Consider the following 20,197-nt stretch of genomic DNA (forward strand, 5'->3'; position numbering starts at 1 on the left):
TTACTTTAATAATTTAAATAGGTACTCGTGAATCTCTCCCGAAGCCTCGGGATCAATTTCATTACATCCTAAAAGAAATTTTGGAAATGACAACTTTTTGAAAAAGCAGTCTATTTTACTATTGCTATTTTATAACAATTAGTGAGTCCCATTTAATTTAATAATTAGGCGTTTACTCTTTGCATTAGTAACATTTTCATTTAAATGGTTTAATTCCGTTAGTTTTTCTTTTAGAATTAAATTTTTTAAAATTGTGTAATTAGATTGTATTTTAAGTTGGTTGTCTTTACTCTGCACTAACTCAAAAAAATATTCACCTAAATCATTTTTAAAATCTATTTTTCCATTTTCCAGTCCTAACACCTCAATTTTACAGGGAAAGTTTAGATAGAATGTAAAATAATCGGAGTAATTATAATCCAGATAGTAATTTAATTCAGAAGTACCCACCGTTTTCTCCAACTGAAAATGCTGAATAAGTTTATCAATAGAAACACTAACCAAACTATCATTAACAAAGGTAATAGCATTATTTAATGTGCCCTCCCCGCTCATAATATTAACAAATGGTTTATAGCCTTTTTGCAACCTATTAGTAACAGTATCTATCTGAATGGTGTTGTTTTCGCCTTCAAATTCAGATAGTGTACTATAGAAATTGCTTACCTCCTCATCCATACTCAACATACTGTAAAAACTCCGCATTTCGGTTGACATACCACCCGAAATCTCGAGCCTATACCTAAAGGTGGTTTTCTTTTTTTCAATATCTACATTGCCAGAAAATGACTGATTTATATAATTGTAATTTGAATCCATCCCAGGTAGATTAATTGTTGCAACAGACACGGAGTCAACCCTAGCCAATTGTAAATCACGATCAATAAATACAGCTTTTTTCTTTTTATTATCTGCCGCATTCGGTTTAACCAAAACTGCCTTCGTACTGTATAATGACGTAGGAATTTCATCAATTAAATACATGTATAACTCGTTATGTGGATAAAGTAATTGCATATCACCTTCGGCATTTTTAAAAGCAAAAAATATATGATCAAATTCTCCTTTCCTAATATAGTCAGTATCAATAGAGCCTAGGCGTTTGCTTCTCCCAAATACAGCCCAATAATCAATTTCCAAATCTTCTAATAATTGTCTATAAAACCTTCGGATACTTATAGGATCAAATCTTTCTTCCTTTAAAAAATAGCCGGTAGATTTTATAAACTCAGATTCATCAATTGGCAACATCTTGAAATTTGCTAATATTTCATTGTAAAGTAACTGGAATTGATAATATTTGGAACTGTCTTTGGCGCTTCCAATAACTCTACGCATCCATCTATTATAATAGGACGAATTTTCTTTGTCTAACGCCATTGGTTGGGTAAGAAAGTTAAATTCTTCATTATAAACATCGCGCCAAGATCTTAACTCACTGTCCTTTTTTTCTAAGGAATAGTACAAATACGGCTTTTCGCACGGTAAACAACTGTGCTCATTCTCTTCGAGAGCTATTACATTATTCATTGAAAATTGTAAGTACACAATCGTGTCATTGGCAATAACTGCGGGGGATGGAAAATCATTATAGGTTTTGTATCGCACCGTAAGTTGCGGTCCTGTTTTTATAGTATATTGTGAATTTACACTTGGCAAGTTGGCGTATAAATTTATATAGCTCTTCATGTTAGCGGTTTCTATACGCTCCGAATACACATAATGGGTTTCAATGGTGTCTCCCGGTTCTACTGCAGGAATGGGATAATGTATGGCGCCAAATTTTTCACGAGGTGAATTTTTTCGAAATACTAAACTAGAATCCAATTCAACAATGGTACCGTTGGCTTTTAGTGTTCTAATTTTAATGCTTTCTATATTGTTGCTCTCAAATTCATTTAACGTTAAAAAGGCATACTTTTCAACTCCTAAAGGCGTATTAACCACCAATTTATTATCTATTGAAATATGCTTTTTATAACTGCTCCAAAATTTTTCGTAGGTAACATCTTTATAGGAATGGGTAAAATAGGCGTCAGAATTTTTACAGATTGTTAAAAATGGATCTACCGTTGTATTAGTAACAGTAGCGTTAAAACTATAGAAAAGTCCAGCGAGGATGCAAATGGCGAAGCTAGCTCTTTTGGGTTTCGAGAACAATGGGTGCATTGATAATATTTTTAAAAGATTCTAGAATTTCATTTGTGGTATTACTGTTTTCCCTATCAATAAAGAGATGGTCAATAATAAAATTGTAATGGCATTCTATTTCAGTGTTAGATATTGCCCTAACATTTAAATGTAACGATACCCCCTCGCCTATTTTGCTGTGCTCAATGGGATTAAAAGCTTCTATGGGTTCGTCTAATTTTATGCGTACCACTACCTTTTTTTGATATGGGTTGTTTAAATATGTGCCTTCTATTAATGCCTCCCTACTTTCAGTTTCAATAAGCCTCGGTAAAAAGTCAATAAATAAATACCTGTGAGAGGCATCATTAAAAGTTTTACCGTTGATTACAATATTTCCCTTTAGTTGAAATATATCTGCGGTATTTATGAGTGATAAATCTGAAATGGTCTGGTTTCCAAAAATTTCCTTATAATAAGTCTCTGCATTCAAAGCAAATTTTTCTTCGCCATCATATTTTTGCATTCGGCGTAAATAATTACTTGAAAGCCCAGCATAATCAATCTTAAACGTTCCTTTTATAACATTTTCATTGGCATCTAAATTCAAATTTAAGTTGTAGGAAATTTCATTTTGTTGTGCACTAAATGCATCTATTTTATAAAATGAACCACCTGTCTTGTTCACAATTAAAATAGTACGGTCCTGTAAACTTTGTACAGGAGTTCTCATTAAATGAACTGGATCCGTAGGGTCCAATAGTATTGTTTCGTTATTTATATAAGCAATACAAATAACGTGATTGGCCGAGCTTAAAGAAGGAAAATCACAGTCGCTAATATGTTGAAATGTAGCAGCCAAAGCAATATCACTTTCAATACCCTTGTATTTTAAAGCTTCCGACAAAAAGTTTGAAAGATCCTTACAATCGCCTTCTTTATTTAAATAAACGTCGTTGGCGTGAGACGGAATAAACGCGCCCATCCCAATCTCAATAGCAACATATTTAAAGTTATTTTTAACGTAATTATAAAGAATTTCTACAATTTCTGAAGGTTCGGTAACAGTAGCAGTCAAGGCATCAATCTTTTTTTTAACCGAAGGGTTTAATCCTTTTTTAGAAGAAATTTTATTTAAATACCAATCGTTCATATAATTGATGGGGCGGTCGGAATATGAACTGGGCATAACCAAGGTTCGCATAAAGGGTACATTCATGTTTTTATAAATACCAAACATCTGCAGCGGATCGGGCGCTACCTTTTTTGGAGCCACTTTCATTTTCCACTTAGAACCCGCATTAGTACTGATAGAATCCATAGCAAAAAATGATATGGAATCTTGATAGATGGTATTGTGAACAAATTTAAATTCATTCGGAACATCTATAATATAGTTTAGCGTGTCTATTTGGTTATATGAAAAGAAATCTAAATTTGAAAAATACATCAATTCCTCACAGATTACAGTGTAGGTTAACTGAACCTCTTTGTCTGCGGGAATTGTAACGATTTTTATTTTCTTACTATTTATATAATCCAATTTTACGGCTTCCTCCTCAATATTTTTTATGGGTAGGCTTTTTAGTCGCCTTCCTTTTTGTTCAAAAAGTTGAATGTTTGAAATCTGCTCCAACTCTGTATCGTAGATAATTGGATAAAAACGAGGCTCCTTATTTGATTTAAACTGAATTGAAATTTCGTTTACAAAAGAAGAATCTGCTTGAATTTGAATATTTTCCAATTTCGATTTTAATTGAAAATCTTGCGCAGCGCCCCATTGGCAGTAAAAAATAGAGACTAGTAAAATCGAGGCATTTATAAAACTCTTCATAAAAAGATTTGAGCAGTTGGGGCAGGATAAAACCTACTGCAATATAATCTTTCAATTATATTTTAAAAATTTATTTCAAAAAAATATATTATTAATATCTTTTTATTGATTAGTTCGCTAATGTATATCTATGTATAGTTCAGAGTACATTAATGTATGGTTCAATGAATATATATGTATTGTTTAGGGTGACTTAATGTATGGTTAGGCCACCCTTCGTGCTACCTTAAAGCTACCTTACTCCTACCTAACCCCTAGTATGGTGCTACTTTCTTAATTTTTAAACTACTTTTAAATGTAAATGAACTTATGTATTGTAGAGCACAATAATTATATACGTTCCGAACAAAAATTAATTACTAGGATTCTGCACATAACAATCCCGTGTTGTAAATGACCAGGTATTGCTATTAATGGCCTTTATGGTGTACGAATTAAATAATAAAATATGCTGTGCCCTTCCTGAATTATTTTCTATTTCAGAAATTTTATAATCATTATTATTATTATCAGGGAAAGATTTAATGAAAAATTTACGAGTTGAAGAAACTGTGCTCAGTTCATATACATATGATGGATCATCCGTTGTTTTAACCAGTATTTCAATAGATTTATTATTATTTAAAATATTATTAGTACTATTAGGGCCATCAAAGGCAATGGCAAACGGTTTGTTTAAGACATTAACAGCCTTCGGCAGTTCTATCGTCAATCGGGTAGTAGCGTCTGTATAGGTTGTAATATTATTAGTCCTTAACACCACAATACCTCCATCGGGTAAGCTGTTTAAAGCATTCGTCATTTGAGACGATGTCACGTTTACCTGATTCCCATTACTTCCACTTGGAAGATCAATATTTACATAAATCACTTTATTCGGAACCGCACAATCAGAGAAGTATCCATCAAATTTACCTATAGTTACCCATTCAGCTGTAGAGCCAGTACTCATTAATACCTGCCCAACTTTTCCTTTTGATCCCTGAACTGATTCTGTTCCTCCCAAACGTATTCCTCCATCAATTTGTATGCTACCACCATCGTTATCAGCGGTTTTCACAATATGCAAATCGCTTTTAGGATCAACGGTTCCTATACCAACCTGCGAATAGCCAATAACAACAATCAATAGCGCAATAATTGTTAAACATCTTTTCATAAATAACGGTTTTAGATTCTAATCAATTTTAAAAACAACAAATGTAAGTAATATATAATCCTACAATTATTGAAATATACTAAATATTGAACCAATTAAAAAAGTTTCAACACCAATTAAATAGTAAAAAAACCACCCTATTTTCACTTAACAGAACATTAAACACATCTTATAAATCCTTCCCAATTGCCTGTTAAATAAAATTTAAACCAATCTACACCCCCACCCCTTTTTTATATATTCCCAAAACCATACATGTAAATAATACAAAACCTAAAAAACAAGTAGCTCATGAAGGCTGAGGCCGATACGGAAAAAGAGGAATTAATTGGTGAACTCGCAGACGGAAAACGCACTGTAAAAAGTTTGCCTCATGGCGGTTTTCTGTTTTTGGAGCACGATGTACCTTTTCTCCTAATTTATCGGAAACGCCCTGATGATAAAGCTACATTGCGACTTGCACGAACGGGCGCAAGTTACTTGATTATCGGGGAGGATAATTTTGACTATTTCAGTGAATTTATCCGGCAACTTACCGCAAAAATGAGTGCAAGATTCGGCAGCTTTTTTTTAATGGAAATCTATAGTGGCCCCACAAACAGTACTGAATTTGTAATTCGCGGTCCTTCCCATAAATTACCAGTTTCTTTAGAAGTACTACGTAAAGCCTTAGAAAATATTGAAGGTACAACCTACGGTGTAAAACTTAACGCCACCATAGAACAAACCAAGCAACGGCAACAAAAATCCGAAGATGCCTTAATGAGCATTTCCGAAATAAAAGATTGTGGCGGTACGCTAATTGGTTTAGAAATCCCACCGGTGTACCGCGCTAAAAATGGAGAGGTTTATCCGTTGTACTTTAGGCAATTTCAAGAAAGTGTAGCTGTAGCGATCCATCAATCGGTTTTTGAGTTTTTGCGGGTGCAAACTTCCAGCAATCTGGCCAGCTATTACGCCCTGGGAAAAAGAGAAATTCACAAGGAGGTCTTTAAAATGGACCGGGAACTTACTGCCATAGAAAACAGTTATCAGTTTCTGTTGTTGGTAGCTCCCGTTAATATACAAAGCATCCGATCTAAATTTTTTGAAAGCAATTTTAAAGATGTGGAAGAATATCATTATCGACTTCTGCCAATTGATCCGGATATTCTAAAAAGACGACTGTATAACTTAGCGATAGACCAAATTGACGACCCCGCCTTGTCCTACCTTTTTCAGGAAAAAAGAGAGGAACTGGACCAACAGCTAACTATGCTGAAGGAACGCGGCTCTAAAAACTTTTTTTACAGTAGCGTACGTCTTTACAAAGGATTGGAAAAAACGCTTTCTGCTGAAGCCGAACTAATTCTTCAACATATTCCTGAAGATATTTCAGAAGAAAATAAAGAGATTTTAGATGCAACCGCCTTCGCTAAAATGGCTAAAACAGAATTCGAATTCTTTAAACAACAAGATCCCAATTACCAATGTAAAGTGCATATTCGAAAAGATGTAAACGTAATGATGGTGAGCAACGGCGAACTTTACTTACCGGCAGATTACACTTTAACAAAAAAAGAGGCACAGGCATTAATTCAGCACGAAATAGGTACCCACGCCCTAACCCATTACAACGGATTGCAACAATCATTAAGCCAGTTAAGTGTAGGTTTTGCAGATTACGATCCTTTACAGGAAGGAATTGCGGTGCTTTCGGAATATTTAATTGGCGGGCTTTCTGCCAACCGTCTGCGCATGTTGGCTGGCCGGGTGGTAGCCGGTGCAGCATTAATGGATAATGCCGAATTTAAAGAAGTATTTCATCTGCTTTATACCACCCATAATTTTTCAAAAGAACGGGCTTTCAATATTACGTCCAGAATGTTTCAAGGTGGGGGTTTCTTAAAAGATATTATTTACTTAAAAGGCTTGGTTCAACTGCGCGAATACCTTATAAATGGCGGCAATTTAGAATTTTTGCTAGCGGGAAAATTTGCACTAAAACACGTGCCAATGATTACAGATCTAACAGCCCGTGGCCTTTTAAAACCACCCAAATTAAAACCGAGATACCTACAGAATAAAGATTTTAAAGAACGAATAAACAAACTTAAACAAGGGGTTTCCCTTTCTAAATTACTCTAAAAATGAAAATATGTTTTGTTATAAGCGACATTAAAACCGAAGCCTGCGGGACGACGGTAGTTATATTGAAAAAAGCGCACGAGCGTGGGCATAAAGTGTATGTAATGAGTGTGGGCGATTTTATCTTTCATCGCGATGAAAATATAAGTCTGCGTTGTAAAAAAATACCCGCATCTGTAAAAGGCGAAAGCGTTGAAGAATTTTGGGAACAGGTGCAAGACGATAAATTAAAAGCAAAAGCGGTGCCCAGCACAGATATGGATGTAGTGTTTTTGCGCAATAATCCTACCGAAGAAACATCAGACAGGCATTGGGCAGAACACAGCGGCATTGCCTTTGCGCGAATGATTCAGCAAAGTGGGGTTTTGGTGTTAAACGACGCATTTGCCATGAGCCACGCATTTATTGATAAATTATATTTTGAAGAATTACCTGCCGAAATTAAACCCGACAGTTTAATTACTCGTAATAAAGAAGACTTGCTGGAATTCTGGGAACGAATGGGTAAAAAAATGGTGCTAAAACCTTTGGAAGGCTCAGGCGGTCAAGATGTGTATTTAATTGATAAGGCCAAAAAAAATCTCAATCAAATAGTAGATACTATTAGTGCTAAAGGCTATATAATTGCTCAAGAATTTTTACCAGAAGTAAGCAAAGGCGATGTACGGGTAATTTTAATGAATGGGAAAATTCTCGAAGAAAACGGCGAAAAAGCAATTATTAGAAGGGTAAATAGCGACAATTCCGAATTTAGAAGCAATCTCTCCTTGGGTGCAAAAGCTAAAAAAGCAAAGCTCACTCCCGAAATAGAAAAAATTGTTTCATTAACGGCTCCAAAATTAATTAGAGACGGACTCTTCTTCGTGGGATTAGATATTGTAAACGATAAATTAATAGAAATTAATGTTTTAAGTCCAGGTGGATTGGATTATTGCGAAAACATAAAACTGCCCGCATTTACAGACACCGTAGTTGAAGCTATTGAACGAAAAATTGAATATAAAAAATATTATAAAAATAGCCTGACCAACAAAGAATTAGCCACCATGGATTAATTTGAATTTATACTGTAAGCTGTGTGAAGAAAAATTAAAAATGAAATGAAAAAGTTAGAAAATAAAATACCTAGAATTATAGGAACCTATACTTCTAAAATTGAAGGTCCGTTGCTGTTTATATCTGCTGGAATCCACGGCAATGAGCCCAGTGGTGTTTTGGCCCTTCAAAATGTATTTAAAATATTAGAAGCCGAAAAACCTGAAATAAAGGGTAAAATTGTCGGTGTATCGGGAAATAGAGCGGCGCTCGAAAGAGACGTTCGTTTTATAGATGAAGATTTAAACCGAACGTGGACGGTAGAAAATATTCAAAATAAAATAACAGACAGCCAGGAAAAGAAAGAAATGTTTGAAATTATTGACGTTTTAAATCAATTTTCTAAAGAAGAATTTACCGAACGATATTTTTTAGACTGTCATACCACTTCTGCAGCTAGCCTACCCTATATTTCAGTTCAGGAAGTGAATGACAATGACGCATGGGCACATAAATTTCCCACCCATATTATCCGCGGATTTTCCGATATAGTGCTTGGGTGTATAGACCATTACGAAAGTAGAATTGGAATAACCGGTTTTGTTTTTGAAGGTGGACAACACGAAAGCAAAGTGGCAAAAATGAATCACGAAGGTATTATCTGGCTAGCAATTCAAAATGCCAACGATTTAGATTTAAACAAACTAAACCAATACCCCGAAGCCGCTAAAATGCTTCAAAAAAATAAAGAAGAACAAAAAACTTTTGAAATCTGTTATCGTCACGGTTTAAATAACAACGATACATTTAAAATGCAACCCGGTTATAAAAATTTCCAACCGATTAAAAAAGGTGAGCTATTGGCACAGCAAAACGGAAAACCCATTTATAGCGAATGGGATGCCTATATTTTTATGCCATTGTACCAAAAGCAAGGAAATGACGGCTTTTTTGTAGTAACGGAAGCACAGTAAACAAACCGCACTTTTCGCTACCCTCCTATTATTTCTCCACCGTTTACGTGTATAAACTGTCCAGTTACATAACTGCTATCCTCACAAGCCAAATAAACATAAGCGGGCGCCACCTCGCTGGGTTGGCCCGGCCTACCCAAAGGTGTATCTCTACCAAAGTCCGAAACATTGTCTAGGGTTGCAGGAATTAAAGGTGTCCAAATTGGTCCGGGCGCCACGCCATTAACGCGGATTTTCTTTGCTGCAAGATTTTTAGACAAGGAACGTGTAAAACTTACAATTGCTCCTTTGGTACTTGCGTAATCTATTAAATGATCACTCCCCCGATATGCCGTAACCGAACTCGTATTTATTATACAATCGCCTTCGTTTAAATATTTCAAGGCAGCTCGCGTTATGCGGAAATACGAATAAATATTGGTTTCAAAAGTTTGGTGCAATTGTGGATCGTTAATCTGCAATAGACTGTCTTGGGCAAATTGCATTGCGGCATTATTTACTACGACATTCAGCTTTCCGAATTTGGATATACATTGCTCCACCACCTTTTCACAAAAAACAGCATCTCTAAGATCTCCTGCAATAATAATACAGTCGCTCCCTTCTGCTTTAACCATTTCGCTGGTTTTTTTGGCATCTTTGTCTTCTTCCAAATACACAATAGCAATATTGGCGCCTTCTCTTGCAAAATGCACAGCTACGCTCCTACCAATTCCGCTGTCGCCACCGGTTATTAGAGCCACTTTATTTTTTAATTTTTCACTTCCTTTATACCCCTTACGAATAATTTCGGGCTGCGGTTTCATCTTTGTTTCCTTACCGGGTTGCCTTTGTGTTTGATCGGGTATTTTTTTCTCCTTTTTCATAGAAACTTCATTTAAACCATTAAAATAATAAAAAAGAAAAATGAGTATATTATTTTTAATAGGAAATTAACAGCGCTAGTATTTGCTAATCTGCATAGGTGTTAAATTCCACTTAAAGGGGATTTAAAGTTTTATAAATGTGAAGGTTGTGCTTTAAAGTATTATTTAATTTTAAAGTACAAAACACTAAAAATTAATCATCAAATAAATTATATTATGGGAGATACAACGAATGGTTTTGGTAAAAAACGAGATTACAACCAATATGGCGAAGTGGAAAAAGATCCGGAGGACACAAAGAAAGAACGCGATTTACCCAAACCTGCCAATAAGGGTGTTAAAAAGAAAAAATAGGTCTAGACTTTTATTAGAGTGGGTTATAAACTTACTTTTCTGAATTCAAATTATCAATTGCGGCCTCCATTGAAATACCTGTTTGTAATACAGGGGAAAAAATATCGCCCATTTTTTTAATTCGTTCGGGCATGGTCTTTATTGTAAAGTCCAAAATAGATAATCCAGAAGTTAGTTCGCTCCAAAGCAGCGGTGCAGAAACCGGAGCTCCTTCTTTCGGCCGTACACAATAGGGCGCTGCCAAGGTTTGTCCGCGTCGGTTTTGCAAATAATCCAAGTATATTTTCCCTTTGCGTTTTGTTAATGCGCGTTCCATAGTTGTAAACTTTGGGAGTTTTTCTTGAACAAAATAACACAGCAGTTTTGTAAAATCCCGCGCTTCTTCAAAGCTGTATTTGTTATCTAAGGGGATATAAATATGCAACCCCGAGGAACCCGAAGTTTTTGGATAGCCTTCTATATTTGCAATATCCAAAACTTCTTTTACGGCAAGAGCTACTTCAATTACATCTTCAAAAGTGTTTTTAGCCGAAGGATCTATGTCTATAACCGTGTATGTGGGGCGCTCCAAATTTTGAATGGTTGCGTTCCAAGGATTTATTTCAATACACCCTAAATTCGCCATATAAAGCAACGTTGCCACATTTTGGCACAACAAATACGCAATGTTTTTCTTTGACGATTTAGAATATATTTCTTCCGTTTTTACCCATTCCGGCAAAGTTTCATTGTCCTTTTGATAAAAAGAGGCATTGCGAATACCATTGGGATGTCTGTGTAAATTTTGAGGTCTATCTATGAGGTAGGGCAATATGATGTCTGAAATATTTAAATAGTAATCTATTAAATCGTATTTGGTATATCCGGCATCCGGCCAATACACCTTCTCCAAATTAGTAAGAGGCACATGAAAACCATCTACTTCTAAGGTTGAAGAATTTTTTTTCGAATTAGAAACTGATCCTTCTTTTACAGTTTGCGGACTTATTTCTGCGGGTTCCTTATCATTTCGCAGGCTTTTATAAACGGGATGCCGCATTAGACCGTTTTTGGTCCACTCAGAAAATTTTACTTCGCAGATTAATTTTGGAGCTACAAAATGTGGAATTCTTCCTTTTAACGGCAATTTTTTGGCAAATGGGTTTATATCGGTTTCTATAGCTTTCAACTTTTTTAATAATTCCCTTTGCTCTTTATTTGAAAAACCAGAACCACAATTACCAACATACACCAACTTTTCGCCTTTATACATCCCTAAAATCAAGGAGCCGAAAATACTTCCTCCGCTCTCAGACTCGGTGTAACCACAAATTATGGCTTCTTCAGTAGTACTATCTTTTATTTTTAACCACTTTTCACTTCTATAACCAGGTGTATAAGTAGAATCGGCCTTTTTGGCAATTACCCCTTCCATACCTGCAGCAATAGCCCGGTTGTAAAGTGTTGGCCCCATACCTTCAATATGGTCACAATAATAAACGTGCTTTAAACCTTCTAAAATATCGGGAAGCAGACTTTTTCTTTCAAGTAACGATAAGGCAATAGTATCGTGACCGTTTAAGTGAAGCAAATCAAAAACGTAATAGCGCAATTCCCCAACGGTTTTATTAGGATCGTACTTTTGAAGTTTCTGAAAATTGGGCTTTCCTTGTTTATTTACAATAACTACTTCGCCATCCAGAATACAATTATGTGGAATGTTTTGCAATTCGTTTTGCAAGAGTGCAAACTTAGTATTGTACATTACCCCATTCCGCGAATAAAGCGACACTTCGCCATTTTTTATATGAGATAACATTCTATATCCATCCCATTTTAACTCGAAAACCCATTGTGGATCCTTAAAAATGTTTTTTGCCGGACTGGCAAGCATGGGCTTTACAAATTGATCTATATTTAATGAAATTTCACTTGCAACGGTTTTAGATTGTGGTGTGGCTGCAAAAATTTCGGCGTCGTAATGCAGTTGGGTTGCGTATTTATCTGTTTTTTTAATCAGTAGCCATTGGTTTTTCTCTTCGCCTCGCGCAGTGCGTACAAGTGCAAAACTCCCTTTAATTTTTTCCCCAAAGAATTCAATTTTTAAATCGCCGTTTTTTAATTGTTTTACGGGGTCGCTTCCCACTTCACTTTTTAATACGCTATATGTTCCCTGGTCCCAAATGCTCATAACCCCGGCGCCATAGTTGCCTTTTGGGATAGTGCCCTGAAAGCTTAAATATTTTACCGGATGATCCTCGGTCATAATCGCCAAACGTTTGTCCGTAGGATTTAAGGATGGCCCTTTAGGTACTGCCCAACTTTTAAGAACGCCTTCCATTTCCAAACGCAGGTCATAATGCAAGTGGCGCGCTTGGTGCCTTTGTATTACAAAACGCAACCCGTTAGATTTATCTAAATCGCCCGGCGGCTCAGGGGTTTTGTTGAATTCACGTTTCTTTATGTATTCGTTCAATCCCACAATTATGAGGCTTTGGCTTTTTTCTTTTTCTTCTCTAAACTGGCTTTTAACTTAGCCATTAAATCTTTGGCGGGGGTTGGAGTATTGTCAATTTTTGTGGTTTTGGTCTTTTTTCCTGAGCTTTTATTGTCAATTATTTTCATCAACTGTTTGTTGTAAACATCTTTGTATTTATCCAGTTTAAAAGTTTCGGTATAATTTTCAATTAGTGATAGGGCCATTTCAACTTCCTTTTTTGAAACTTTTGTGTCTGATAATTTTAAATCTGCAGGATCGCGAATTTCCTCCGCAAAACGGATAACGTGTAGCACCAGCACATTTTTATAAACCCCGATTAAACTCAGGTTTTCCTTTTGCCGCATTACAAATGTTGCAACTCCCAATTTCCCGGTTTTTTTTAGTGCGTCTCGCAAAAGGTTGTAACTTTTGCCTCCTTCCTTTTGGGGTTCCAAAAAATAAGGGCTCTTAAAAAGTAGGTCGCTTACCTCCTCCTCGTCCACAAATTCTTCAATGTCTATGGTTTTGCTTTTTTTCATATTGGCTTTTTCAAAATCATCTTTCTCCAAAACCACATAGGCATCGTCTTTTTTAAATCCCTTTACTATATCCTTCCAAGCTACTTCCTTCCCAGTTTCCTCATTAACACGTTTATACCGGATACGCGCATTATCGTGTTTATCCAACATATCCAAGTCCAGCCTTCTATCTTCCGTTGCGCTGTACATTTTTATGGGAATAGACACAAGGCCAAAACTGATGGAGCCGTTCCAAATTGATCTCATAATTATATTTTTATTTAAAATTAAAACTATTGTGGGTAATTGCTGTTTCCTTTCACGATTCTTTAGCTTTTTATCCTTTAAGTTGAAGTAGATAGGCTGTGGTTTAAAAGGAATAATAATATGGAAACAATACCACCCTGAGTTGTAAATAGAATCTGGTATAAAAGTAAAACGCCTTTTTTTTGAAGAACAGCCAAATTTCCTTTAATACCCCCTTAACAACCGATGTTAAACAACATATAAATTATTTTATTTTCTAAAGACGATGCGTAGCTTTAGCTTAATTAAAAACCAAAAAAAACTAAAACTATGAGAATTGAAGCCAATTTAGCCTTTAGCGGAAACTGTCGGGAAGCGTTTAATTTCTACCAAGAAATCTTCGGAGGCGAAATTAAAAATACGGAAACCTATGAAAACAACGAAATTGATATTCCAGACAATTATAGAAATAAATGGCAGCACGCCGAACTAAAAGGAAAAAATTTCACATTACTCGGTTATGATGCCTCTCCGGATACTCCGTTAACCGACGGCACAAATATACATCTAGGTGTAGATATGGATACCGAAAACGAAGCCAAGGAAGCCTTCGAAAAGCTTGCCAGCTCGGGTAAAATACACACCTCTTTTCAAAAAACTTCGTGGGGCGCTCAATATGGCAGATGTACTGATAAATTCGGTATTGGGTGGATGATTAATTATAAAAAATAAATGCTGCTCTATAAAATATAGTCTATTGGCGTTAGTAACCTATACGCCACTAGAAACTGCTATTTATTGTTTCCAGCAAATTAAAACAAATTACAGGCTACGCTTGTAATTTGTTTTTTTATATCTGTATTCCTAATAACCTTTAGCGAACTTTATAATTAAAGGCCCGCTGCGCTTTATCTTAATTGTATCTTTGCCTAATTCACTTCTTGTTATAACCCTTTATAAGTAATATGCCTTTTAAAAAACTACACTCCGATATCAAGGAAAAGTTGGAACAACTTGAAATTACAACACCTACCCCCTTTCAGAGTGCGAGTATTCCCGTTATTAAAAGCGGTGCCAATGTATATTGCATGGCGCCAGAAAGTAGTGGCAAAACCACTACACTCATTATTACTACACTTCAAAAATTAAAATGTAGGGCTATAGGAAATGCACCGCGGGCCGTAATTTTAGTTGAAAATAAAGATTTGGCTATGCAGCTGTACGATCAATTTTTAATGTACACAAAACACAGTTCGCTGCGCGTATATGTTGGTTATGAAGAGTTGCACGTAGATGTTCAAAAATCGGAGATTGCCATGGGGATAGATATTCTTATTTCGACCCCAAAATCTATGAACAAGTTATTTTTAATGAATGGCGTAAGCATTGCCGACCTAAAACTTTTTAGCATAGACGACGCCGAATTTTTAACACAAAAATCGGCGTATGCTGCAATTATGTCTATTACCCAAAGTATTCAAAAATGCCAATATGTGCTTTATGCCGAAAAAATGCACCCCATGCTTAAACGGTTCGAAAATTATTTTATGGAGTATTCAAAAAAGGTTTCAATATCTTAAAGTTTTTTTCGAAATCTAAAGTTTCAAATTAAAAATAAAGTCCTAAAATAATAGCCCATCCATCGTTTGCCTTTTTACTTGTAAACCAATGTAAGTTGCAAATTCTGTGCGATTTAAAAATTATCATTCTTTCCCAAACCATTAATAAATGGAGTTTTAATTGTGCATATTGGTCTAAATTGAAATATATATTTCGGCCTCATCAGAAATTTTAATTTAAAAAATCATTTTTTTTTCCGACATTGACCATTCAAATTTTAAAATTTTACAAACTTTAAAAATAGCTACAATGGCAGACGATTTCGATTTATTAGAAACAGATAAAAACACCACGCAGGGAAAGGTTGATGTAAACTGGGGCAAGGCCGTAGACCAAATGAAAAGCAAGTTGGCCCAGGAAGATGATCCCGAAGTTAGACAGCGCATTTTAAACGCAACCTTAGACGACGTTGTTGAAATGGCTGAAAAAGACCGGGGTAACTTGTTAGATGCCATTAAAGACCTCACCGACTATCAAGATGAGGTAGGAATCGTTTTTGAAAAATTTAGCACCTTAAATCCTGCCGAACAAAAAGTAATAGATCAAGCTGTAAAAGCATTGGAACGCGCCAAAATGGAACTGGAAGATGCCGAAAAAGTTACCGATAACTGGTGGAACAATCTCTGGGGCCGAAAGGCGAGAATTAGAAAAAAAGAACAAGAACTTGTCGCCGCACAAAAAACACGCGACGGTGCAGATTTAAAGGCGAAACAAATGTTTCAGGAACGAATTGAAAGCGCCGATGTACAAACCTTACTGAGCGAACTTTCTTTTAAAAGTCAAGCTGCCGTAGATCGTCTTAAAAATAGAGAAGTTGAAATTAAGGAAGTTGAGGAAAAACTGCAAGTAGCAATCGTTGAAGCCAGTAAAAACCACACAAAAGCATTAGAGAAAAAAGAAGAAACCGAAGCTAAATTAGAAGAGCAATACGCACTTTTAAAACAGTCTCGCCAAGCCTTGGAAGAAATTAGCGATAAACAATCGCCAGAATACAGCGAAGCCATAGGAAAAGTTACAACTATTGAACAAAAAGTTGAAGAATTGGAAGGGCTCAAAAACGCCTACACTACCTTGGCTGCAAGTAAAGATAGTTTTGTGCAAAAACACAATTTAACCATAAAAGTATTAACCTCTTTACGTAGCAACTTGCAAACCCATCGCGCCAAATTAAAGAGCGATACAGACGAGCGACTTAAATATTACGACGGTTATGTGGTTGCGTTAAAAGCCAGAACAGATCAAGAGTTTGCCGCCATTCTAGAACACTTGGGTGTAAAAACAGACGAACACATTGGTGCAACCTTAGCTTCAATGCACAGTGCAAGCGCCAAGGCCAGACAGGAAATGATGGACAACATTCCGGTTCACGAAAAGGTAATGCAAGGTGTGTATTCCAGCTATGCCGAATCGTTACAGGAAATTAGAAAGAAAGACGGTGAAATCCAGAAAAATTTCGCAGACCGCTATGGCATTGATATGAAAGAAATCTTCGAAGAATATTACGCAAAAGATGCCAATGCCCCATCCGAAAAAGACGACAATCCTGCGCCAAAAAAGCCAAAAACAGATGTCCCGGACGATTTGCTTAGTTAGTTGGTAGTCTTTTGGTAATGGGAAGATGACGTTTAATATACGGACATAGGACTGAATGGCGTCACACATACAACTAAAAATGTACAAGATTGATTTAGTTTAGTCTTAAATCTTTCAACCAAGCAGTCTTAAGTCCTATAACGTCCACGTGTTGCCAAAGCTTTAGCGGAGGCACAAATGGTCTTACGTCTCAAATCTAAAATCTGAAATCTGAACAAAAAAAATGTCACTAAACTCCATAGTTACTCCTTTAGACAGTGCTATTCTTGAAACCAAGGATCAATACAAAGTGTATTTTAAAATTGTAAATCACGCTTTTAAGAACCTTCAGGATGCTTTGGCAAAAAACGACATTTGTAATCCCATTGAAGTAACCTTTATAAAGCAATACTGCGAACTACTCACCTACTCGTTGGAAGCTTTCAGAATAAAATACCTTTTTGACGATGAAGAAAAAATGCGGGTTGATCTCACCGAATCTGGCTTTCCCAATTATTTAGAATTTAGATATCTTATCAACGACCTTAGTTTACGGTACGAACATCTAAATAAGCTTCCACAAGTAGAAACTTTAAAAAAGGAGTTTTTGGAAACCCTTTTAAAGGATCGCGAACATATTTCAGAAAGAAAGTTACGGCAAGCTGCTTCAATAATTTATTACACTTCGGTAGATAAAAACTATATTTTCAGACGATTTATTCAAGGTAAGATTATTACGAATATTAATAAATCTGATGGTGAATTTATGGTGAGTTGGAGCTTTTACGATATTACACTAAACCGTGCGTTTATCTGCTTTTTAAATTTCGATTTGTACAAAGAATCGGTTAGTGAATATACACCTAAAATATACGAAGTACTTGAGGACGTAGCAAACAGAAGCATGAGTTTAGATATGATGGCCTATGCCATAGATAAAAAATTGCCAAAACTACTGCCCAAAAAATTAAAAGTTATGGATTTTGGCCCCCTTCACAACATTTTTGCAAAAGACGAACTAGATATAACCCACGTTTTATTGCAAGGAATTGTAGATAAAACAGTAGCTATTTCGGCTTATGCTATTTCAATTTCAATAGACGAAATATACAGTTCGGGCAATTTTAGTGAGGGCAATATTTTTAACAGACAGGAATTACAACTTTGGGAGCATAAAAAGCGACAGAAATATTTGTTTACCTCGCATCGGGTCATGCAACTACTGTACGATAAAATTCCCGAAACACTCCATTCACTAACTATAGACCCAATTGAAATCCCCGAATTAAAATTAAATTGATGGAACACAACAGTACATTTCCTATAAAACTTTCAGAATTAGAGGCGCTTCGCAATGAGGCAACTTCCTATTTAAAAGGAATTCAGTGGGAACAAGGCAGCAAAGCAAAACGCCGCGACAAAAACGTGGCAGATACTTCAATTATGATGTATTTGGCCAAGGCAAATGGCACGGCAAACAATGAGGTTATTTCAATTTCAAAGACCATTTTGGCGCTAAAAAAAAGACTATTGCCAGATTCAATAGCCATTCCCTTGCGTTTAAACCAAGGACTTTTAGCCTTACAAGAGGGATTGACAATGGCCATATGGCTTCGCGATAATTACTCCGATGCCTCGGGCCTATCGGCTTTAAGTGAAAAACTCACCACGTTAGATGCTGCACAAAGACACGAATTTGACAGTAAACAACAAACCGCTACGGCATTTATGCTTTACGGTTGCGCCTACAGAATTTTACACGAGTTAAAACCAAGTGTTTCGGACGATCTGGCGGTAATGAAAAACAAATTTGCCGGTATCCCCGAATTATCCCTCATGTCGCCACTCAAGGGTATTTCGTGTATGTTGTTTTACTTTGACAAATACTTAAATCACCCTGAAATTATTACGAGCGACGAAGATGTTGCAATTTTTAGTGTTGTATTTTTTGAAACGATTATCGTTGAAATTCAAATGCGAATTGCTTCCTTAGATTTTACCGAAACCATTGAAGACCGCACCTATAAACTTGAAAAAAGCGACTTTGCCATTTCAGGATGGGAAAACACCTTGGAAGGTACCGCCAAAAGTGTTGAATTCAATAAAATACAATTCGAGGAAATTGTAGGTAATCGCGATGCAAAACACTTCGCTCGCCGTTTAACCGAACGTATGCTGAGCTATGATTTTGAAGCGAAAAAAAATCCTTTTCAAGAATTAGGTGGGTTTATGCCCGTATTTATGGGATATGGAATTCCCGGTACTGGAAAAAGTATGCTAATAGCAGCAATCGCAACAAGATTAAAAATGCATTGCGATAATCTGGATATTCCTTTTCTTTTCCATCCCATGCCAGATACCTTAATCTCTACTTTTCAGGGCGGTAGCGCCGAAAAAATGGTACAGTGGATGAAGCCGTTGAGCGATCCCACAAAACTAATTTTTGCACCAATTGATGATGCAGAAAACAATTTACAGGAACGAACCGCACAAGGCGTTTCGGCAGGTGTAAAAGAAGTTATAGGCGTATTTCTGAGATATACAGAGGGCGCCTACGCCATAAATTACGGCAATAGCAGCATTGGTTTATTTACCAATCTTCCAGAAATGTTAGATAAGGCAGTTATTAGCCGTGTACAAGGTAGGTTTAAGATAGACGGAGCACGAACTATTCCAGATTTTATTGACCAAGATTACCTTTGGTGGCGCAAGTTTGAAAAAACCATGCCCGATTTCGTAAATATGTCAAATCCTGAAAAATATACATTTTTAAGCGAGCAAGGTCTGGTTCAAAATTTAGGCGAAATATTAAACCAAAACGAAAAGCCAACAGAAGCAAAGGTTTTGGAGATATACGAGCGTACGGAAAATAAATACAACCCCAATCAGCATTTGTTTTTCGCAGAATTATATAAAAATATACAAAAGGAATTTGCTTTTTTCTCTTCACGCGATATCCGGAATATTCAGAGTGCTATTTCGCTTAGATTATCAGATTTCGATTTGCCCAAGGAATGGTTTGAAGACCCGACGCTTTACTTCAAAAAAGATTACAACACAAAGTTTAAAATGTTGCAAGACTTGATGAAGCAAAATATGAAAGGCCTCAATTTTAGCGATATTAGAAGGCAGGAAACCGTACGATACCTGGATAATGTTGCAACCATAGCCGACACTGATTTTAAACGACAGGTAGAAGGGCGCATTGCCGATATGAAAGTTCAATTGGCCGCTCGCAGTTTTTTTGACAATTAACCCAAAGATTTCCTGCCGTGGAAAATTACCCACTATAAGCCAAAAAAAC

The 20,197-nt window shown here is 36.1% G+C and carries 15 protein-coding genes; 9 read left to right on the forward strand and 6 right to left on the reverse strand.

What is annotated here, in order from left to right:
• Positions 1 to 138: 138 nt before the first annotated feature.
• From QCQ61_RS12455 to QCQ61_RS12465, 3 genes are all read right to left on the reverse strand, one after another.
• A complete protein-coding gene (locus tag QCQ61_RS12455) occupies positions 139 to 2,169 on the reverse strand; it encodes a DUF3857 domain-containing protein (protein WP_279447976.1) in 2,031 nt (676 codons plus the stop codon).
• Positions 2,135 to 3,964, reverse strand: coding sequence for a transglutaminase-like domain-containing protein (locus QCQ61_RS12460; RefSeq protein WP_279447977.1), 1,830 nt, complete (start codon positions 3,962 to 3,964; stop codon positions 2,135 to 2,137). The genes QCQ61_RS12455 and QCQ61_RS12460 overlap by 35 nt, the downstream gene beginning before the upstream one ends.
• A gap of 352 nt (positions 3,965 to 4,316) precedes the next feature.
• On the reverse strand, positions 4,317 to 5,123 hold the full coding sequence (locus tag QCQ61_RS12465) for a hypothetical protein (RefSeq protein ID WP_279447978.1): 807 nt from the start codon (positions 5,121 to 5,123) through the stop codon (positions 4,317 to 4,319).
• A 291-nt stretch (positions 5,124 to 5,414) separates the two neighbouring features.
• Between QCQ61_RS12465 and QCQ61_RS12470 the strand changes: the two genes are divergently transcribed.
• From QCQ61_RS12470 to QCQ61_RS12480, 3 genes are read left to right on the forward strand one after another with little or no spacing between them, the layout of a single operon-like run.
• On the forward strand, positions 5,415 to 7,250 hold the full coding sequence (locus QCQ61_RS12470; RefSeq protein ID WP_279447979.1) for a peptidase MATCAP family protein: 1,836 nt from the start codon (positions 5,415 to 5,417) through the stop codon (positions 7,248 to 7,250).
• A gap of 2 nt (positions 7,251 to 7,252) precedes the next feature.
• The gene (locus QCQ61_RS12475) at positions 7,253 to 8,305 is read left to right on the forward strand and encodes an ATP-grasp domain-containing protein (RefSeq protein ID WP_279447980.1); all 1,053 of its coding nucleotides are present in this window, start codon (positions 7,253 to 7,255) and stop codon (positions 8,303 to 8,305) included.
• A gap of 45 nt (positions 8,306 to 8,350) precedes the next feature.
• Entirely contained in the window at positions 8,351 to 9,259 is a 909-nt protein-coding gene (locus QCQ61_RS12480) for a M14 family metallopeptidase (protein WP_279447982.1), read from the forward strand.
• Positions 9,260 to 9,276: 17 nt separating this feature from the next.
• On the opposite strand, the gene QCQ61_RS12485 is transcribed toward QCQ61_RS12480, so the two are convergent.
• Positions 9,277 to 10,125 carry an SDR family oxidoreductase gene (locus QCQ61_RS12485; RefSeq protein ID WP_279447983.1) on the reverse strand — a complete coding sequence of 283 codons (849 nt, stop codon included), beginning with the start codon at positions 10,123 to 10,125 and terminating at the stop codon, positions 9,277 to 9,279.
• A gap of 216 nt (positions 10,126 to 10,341) precedes the next feature.
• On the opposite strand from QCQ61_RS12485, the gene QCQ61_RS12490 reads away from it, so the two are divergent.
• On the forward strand, positions 10,342 to 10,479 hold the full coding sequence (locus QCQ61_RS12490) for a hypothetical protein (protein ID WP_279447984.1): 138 nt from the start codon (positions 10,342 to 10,344) through the stop codon (positions 10,477 to 10,479).
• Between the two features lie 31 nt (positions 10,480 to 10,510).
• Here the strand turns inward: QCQ61_RS12490 and ligD are convergent, their stop codons facing one another.
• Both ligD and ku read right to left on the reverse strand, forming a co-directional pair.
• On the reverse strand, positions 10,511 to 12,940 hold the full coding sequence (ligD, locus tag QCQ61_RS12495) for a DNA ligase D (protein ID WP_279447985.1): 2,430 nt from the start codon (positions 12,938 to 12,940) through the stop codon (positions 10,511 to 10,513).
• Between the two features lie 2 nt (positions 12,941 to 12,942).
• Positions 12,943 to 13,722, reverse strand: coding sequence for a non-homologous end joining protein Ku (ku, locus tag QCQ61_RS12500; protein WP_279447986.1), 780 nt, complete (start codon positions 13,720 to 13,722; stop codon positions 12,943 to 12,945).
• 309 nt (positions 13,723 to 14,031) lie between these two features.
• Between ku and QCQ61_RS12505 the strand changes: the two genes are divergently transcribed.
• From QCQ61_RS12505 to QCQ61_RS12525, 5 genes are all read left to right on the forward strand, one after another.
• Positions 14,032 to 14,433, forward strand: a complete 402-nt coding sequence (locus tag QCQ61_RS12505) for a VOC family protein (protein WP_279447987.1) — start codon at positions 14,032 to 14,034, stop codon at positions 14,431 to 14,433.
• Positions 14,434 to 14,666: 233 nt separating this feature from the next.
• Entirely contained in the window at positions 14,667 to 15,281 is a 615-nt protein-coding gene (locus tag QCQ61_RS12510; protein WP_279447989.1) for a DEAD/DEAH box helicase, read from the forward strand.
• 289 nt (positions 15,282 to 15,570) lie between these two features.
• Positions 15,571 to 16,914: a microtubule-binding protein gene (locus QCQ61_RS12515; RefSeq protein ID WP_279447990.1), complete on the forward strand. Its 1,344-nt coding sequence runs from the start codon at positions 15,571 to 15,573 to the stop codon at positions 16,912 to 16,914.
• Between the two features lie 223 nt (positions 16,915 to 17,137).
• A complete protein-coding gene (locus QCQ61_RS12520; RefSeq protein WP_279447991.1) occupies positions 17,138 to 18,193 on the forward strand; it encodes a hypothetical protein in 1,056 nt (351 codons plus the stop codon).
• Positions 18,193 to 20,148 (forward strand): AAA family ATPase, encoded by a 1,956-nt coding sequence (locus tag QCQ61_RS12525; protein ID WP_279447992.1) that lies wholly within the window; start codon positions 18,193 to 18,195, stop codon positions 20,146 to 20,148. The genes QCQ61_RS12520 and QCQ61_RS12525 overlap by 1 nt, the downstream gene beginning before the upstream one ends.
• The last annotated feature ends 49 nt before the right edge of the window (positions 20,149 to 20,197 follow it).

The sequence above is a fragment of the Aequorivita marisscotiae genome (assembly GCF_029814825.1).
Lineage (GTDB): Bacteria > Bacteroidota > Bacteroidia > Flavobacteriales > Flavobacteriaceae > Aequorivita > Aequorivita marisscotiae.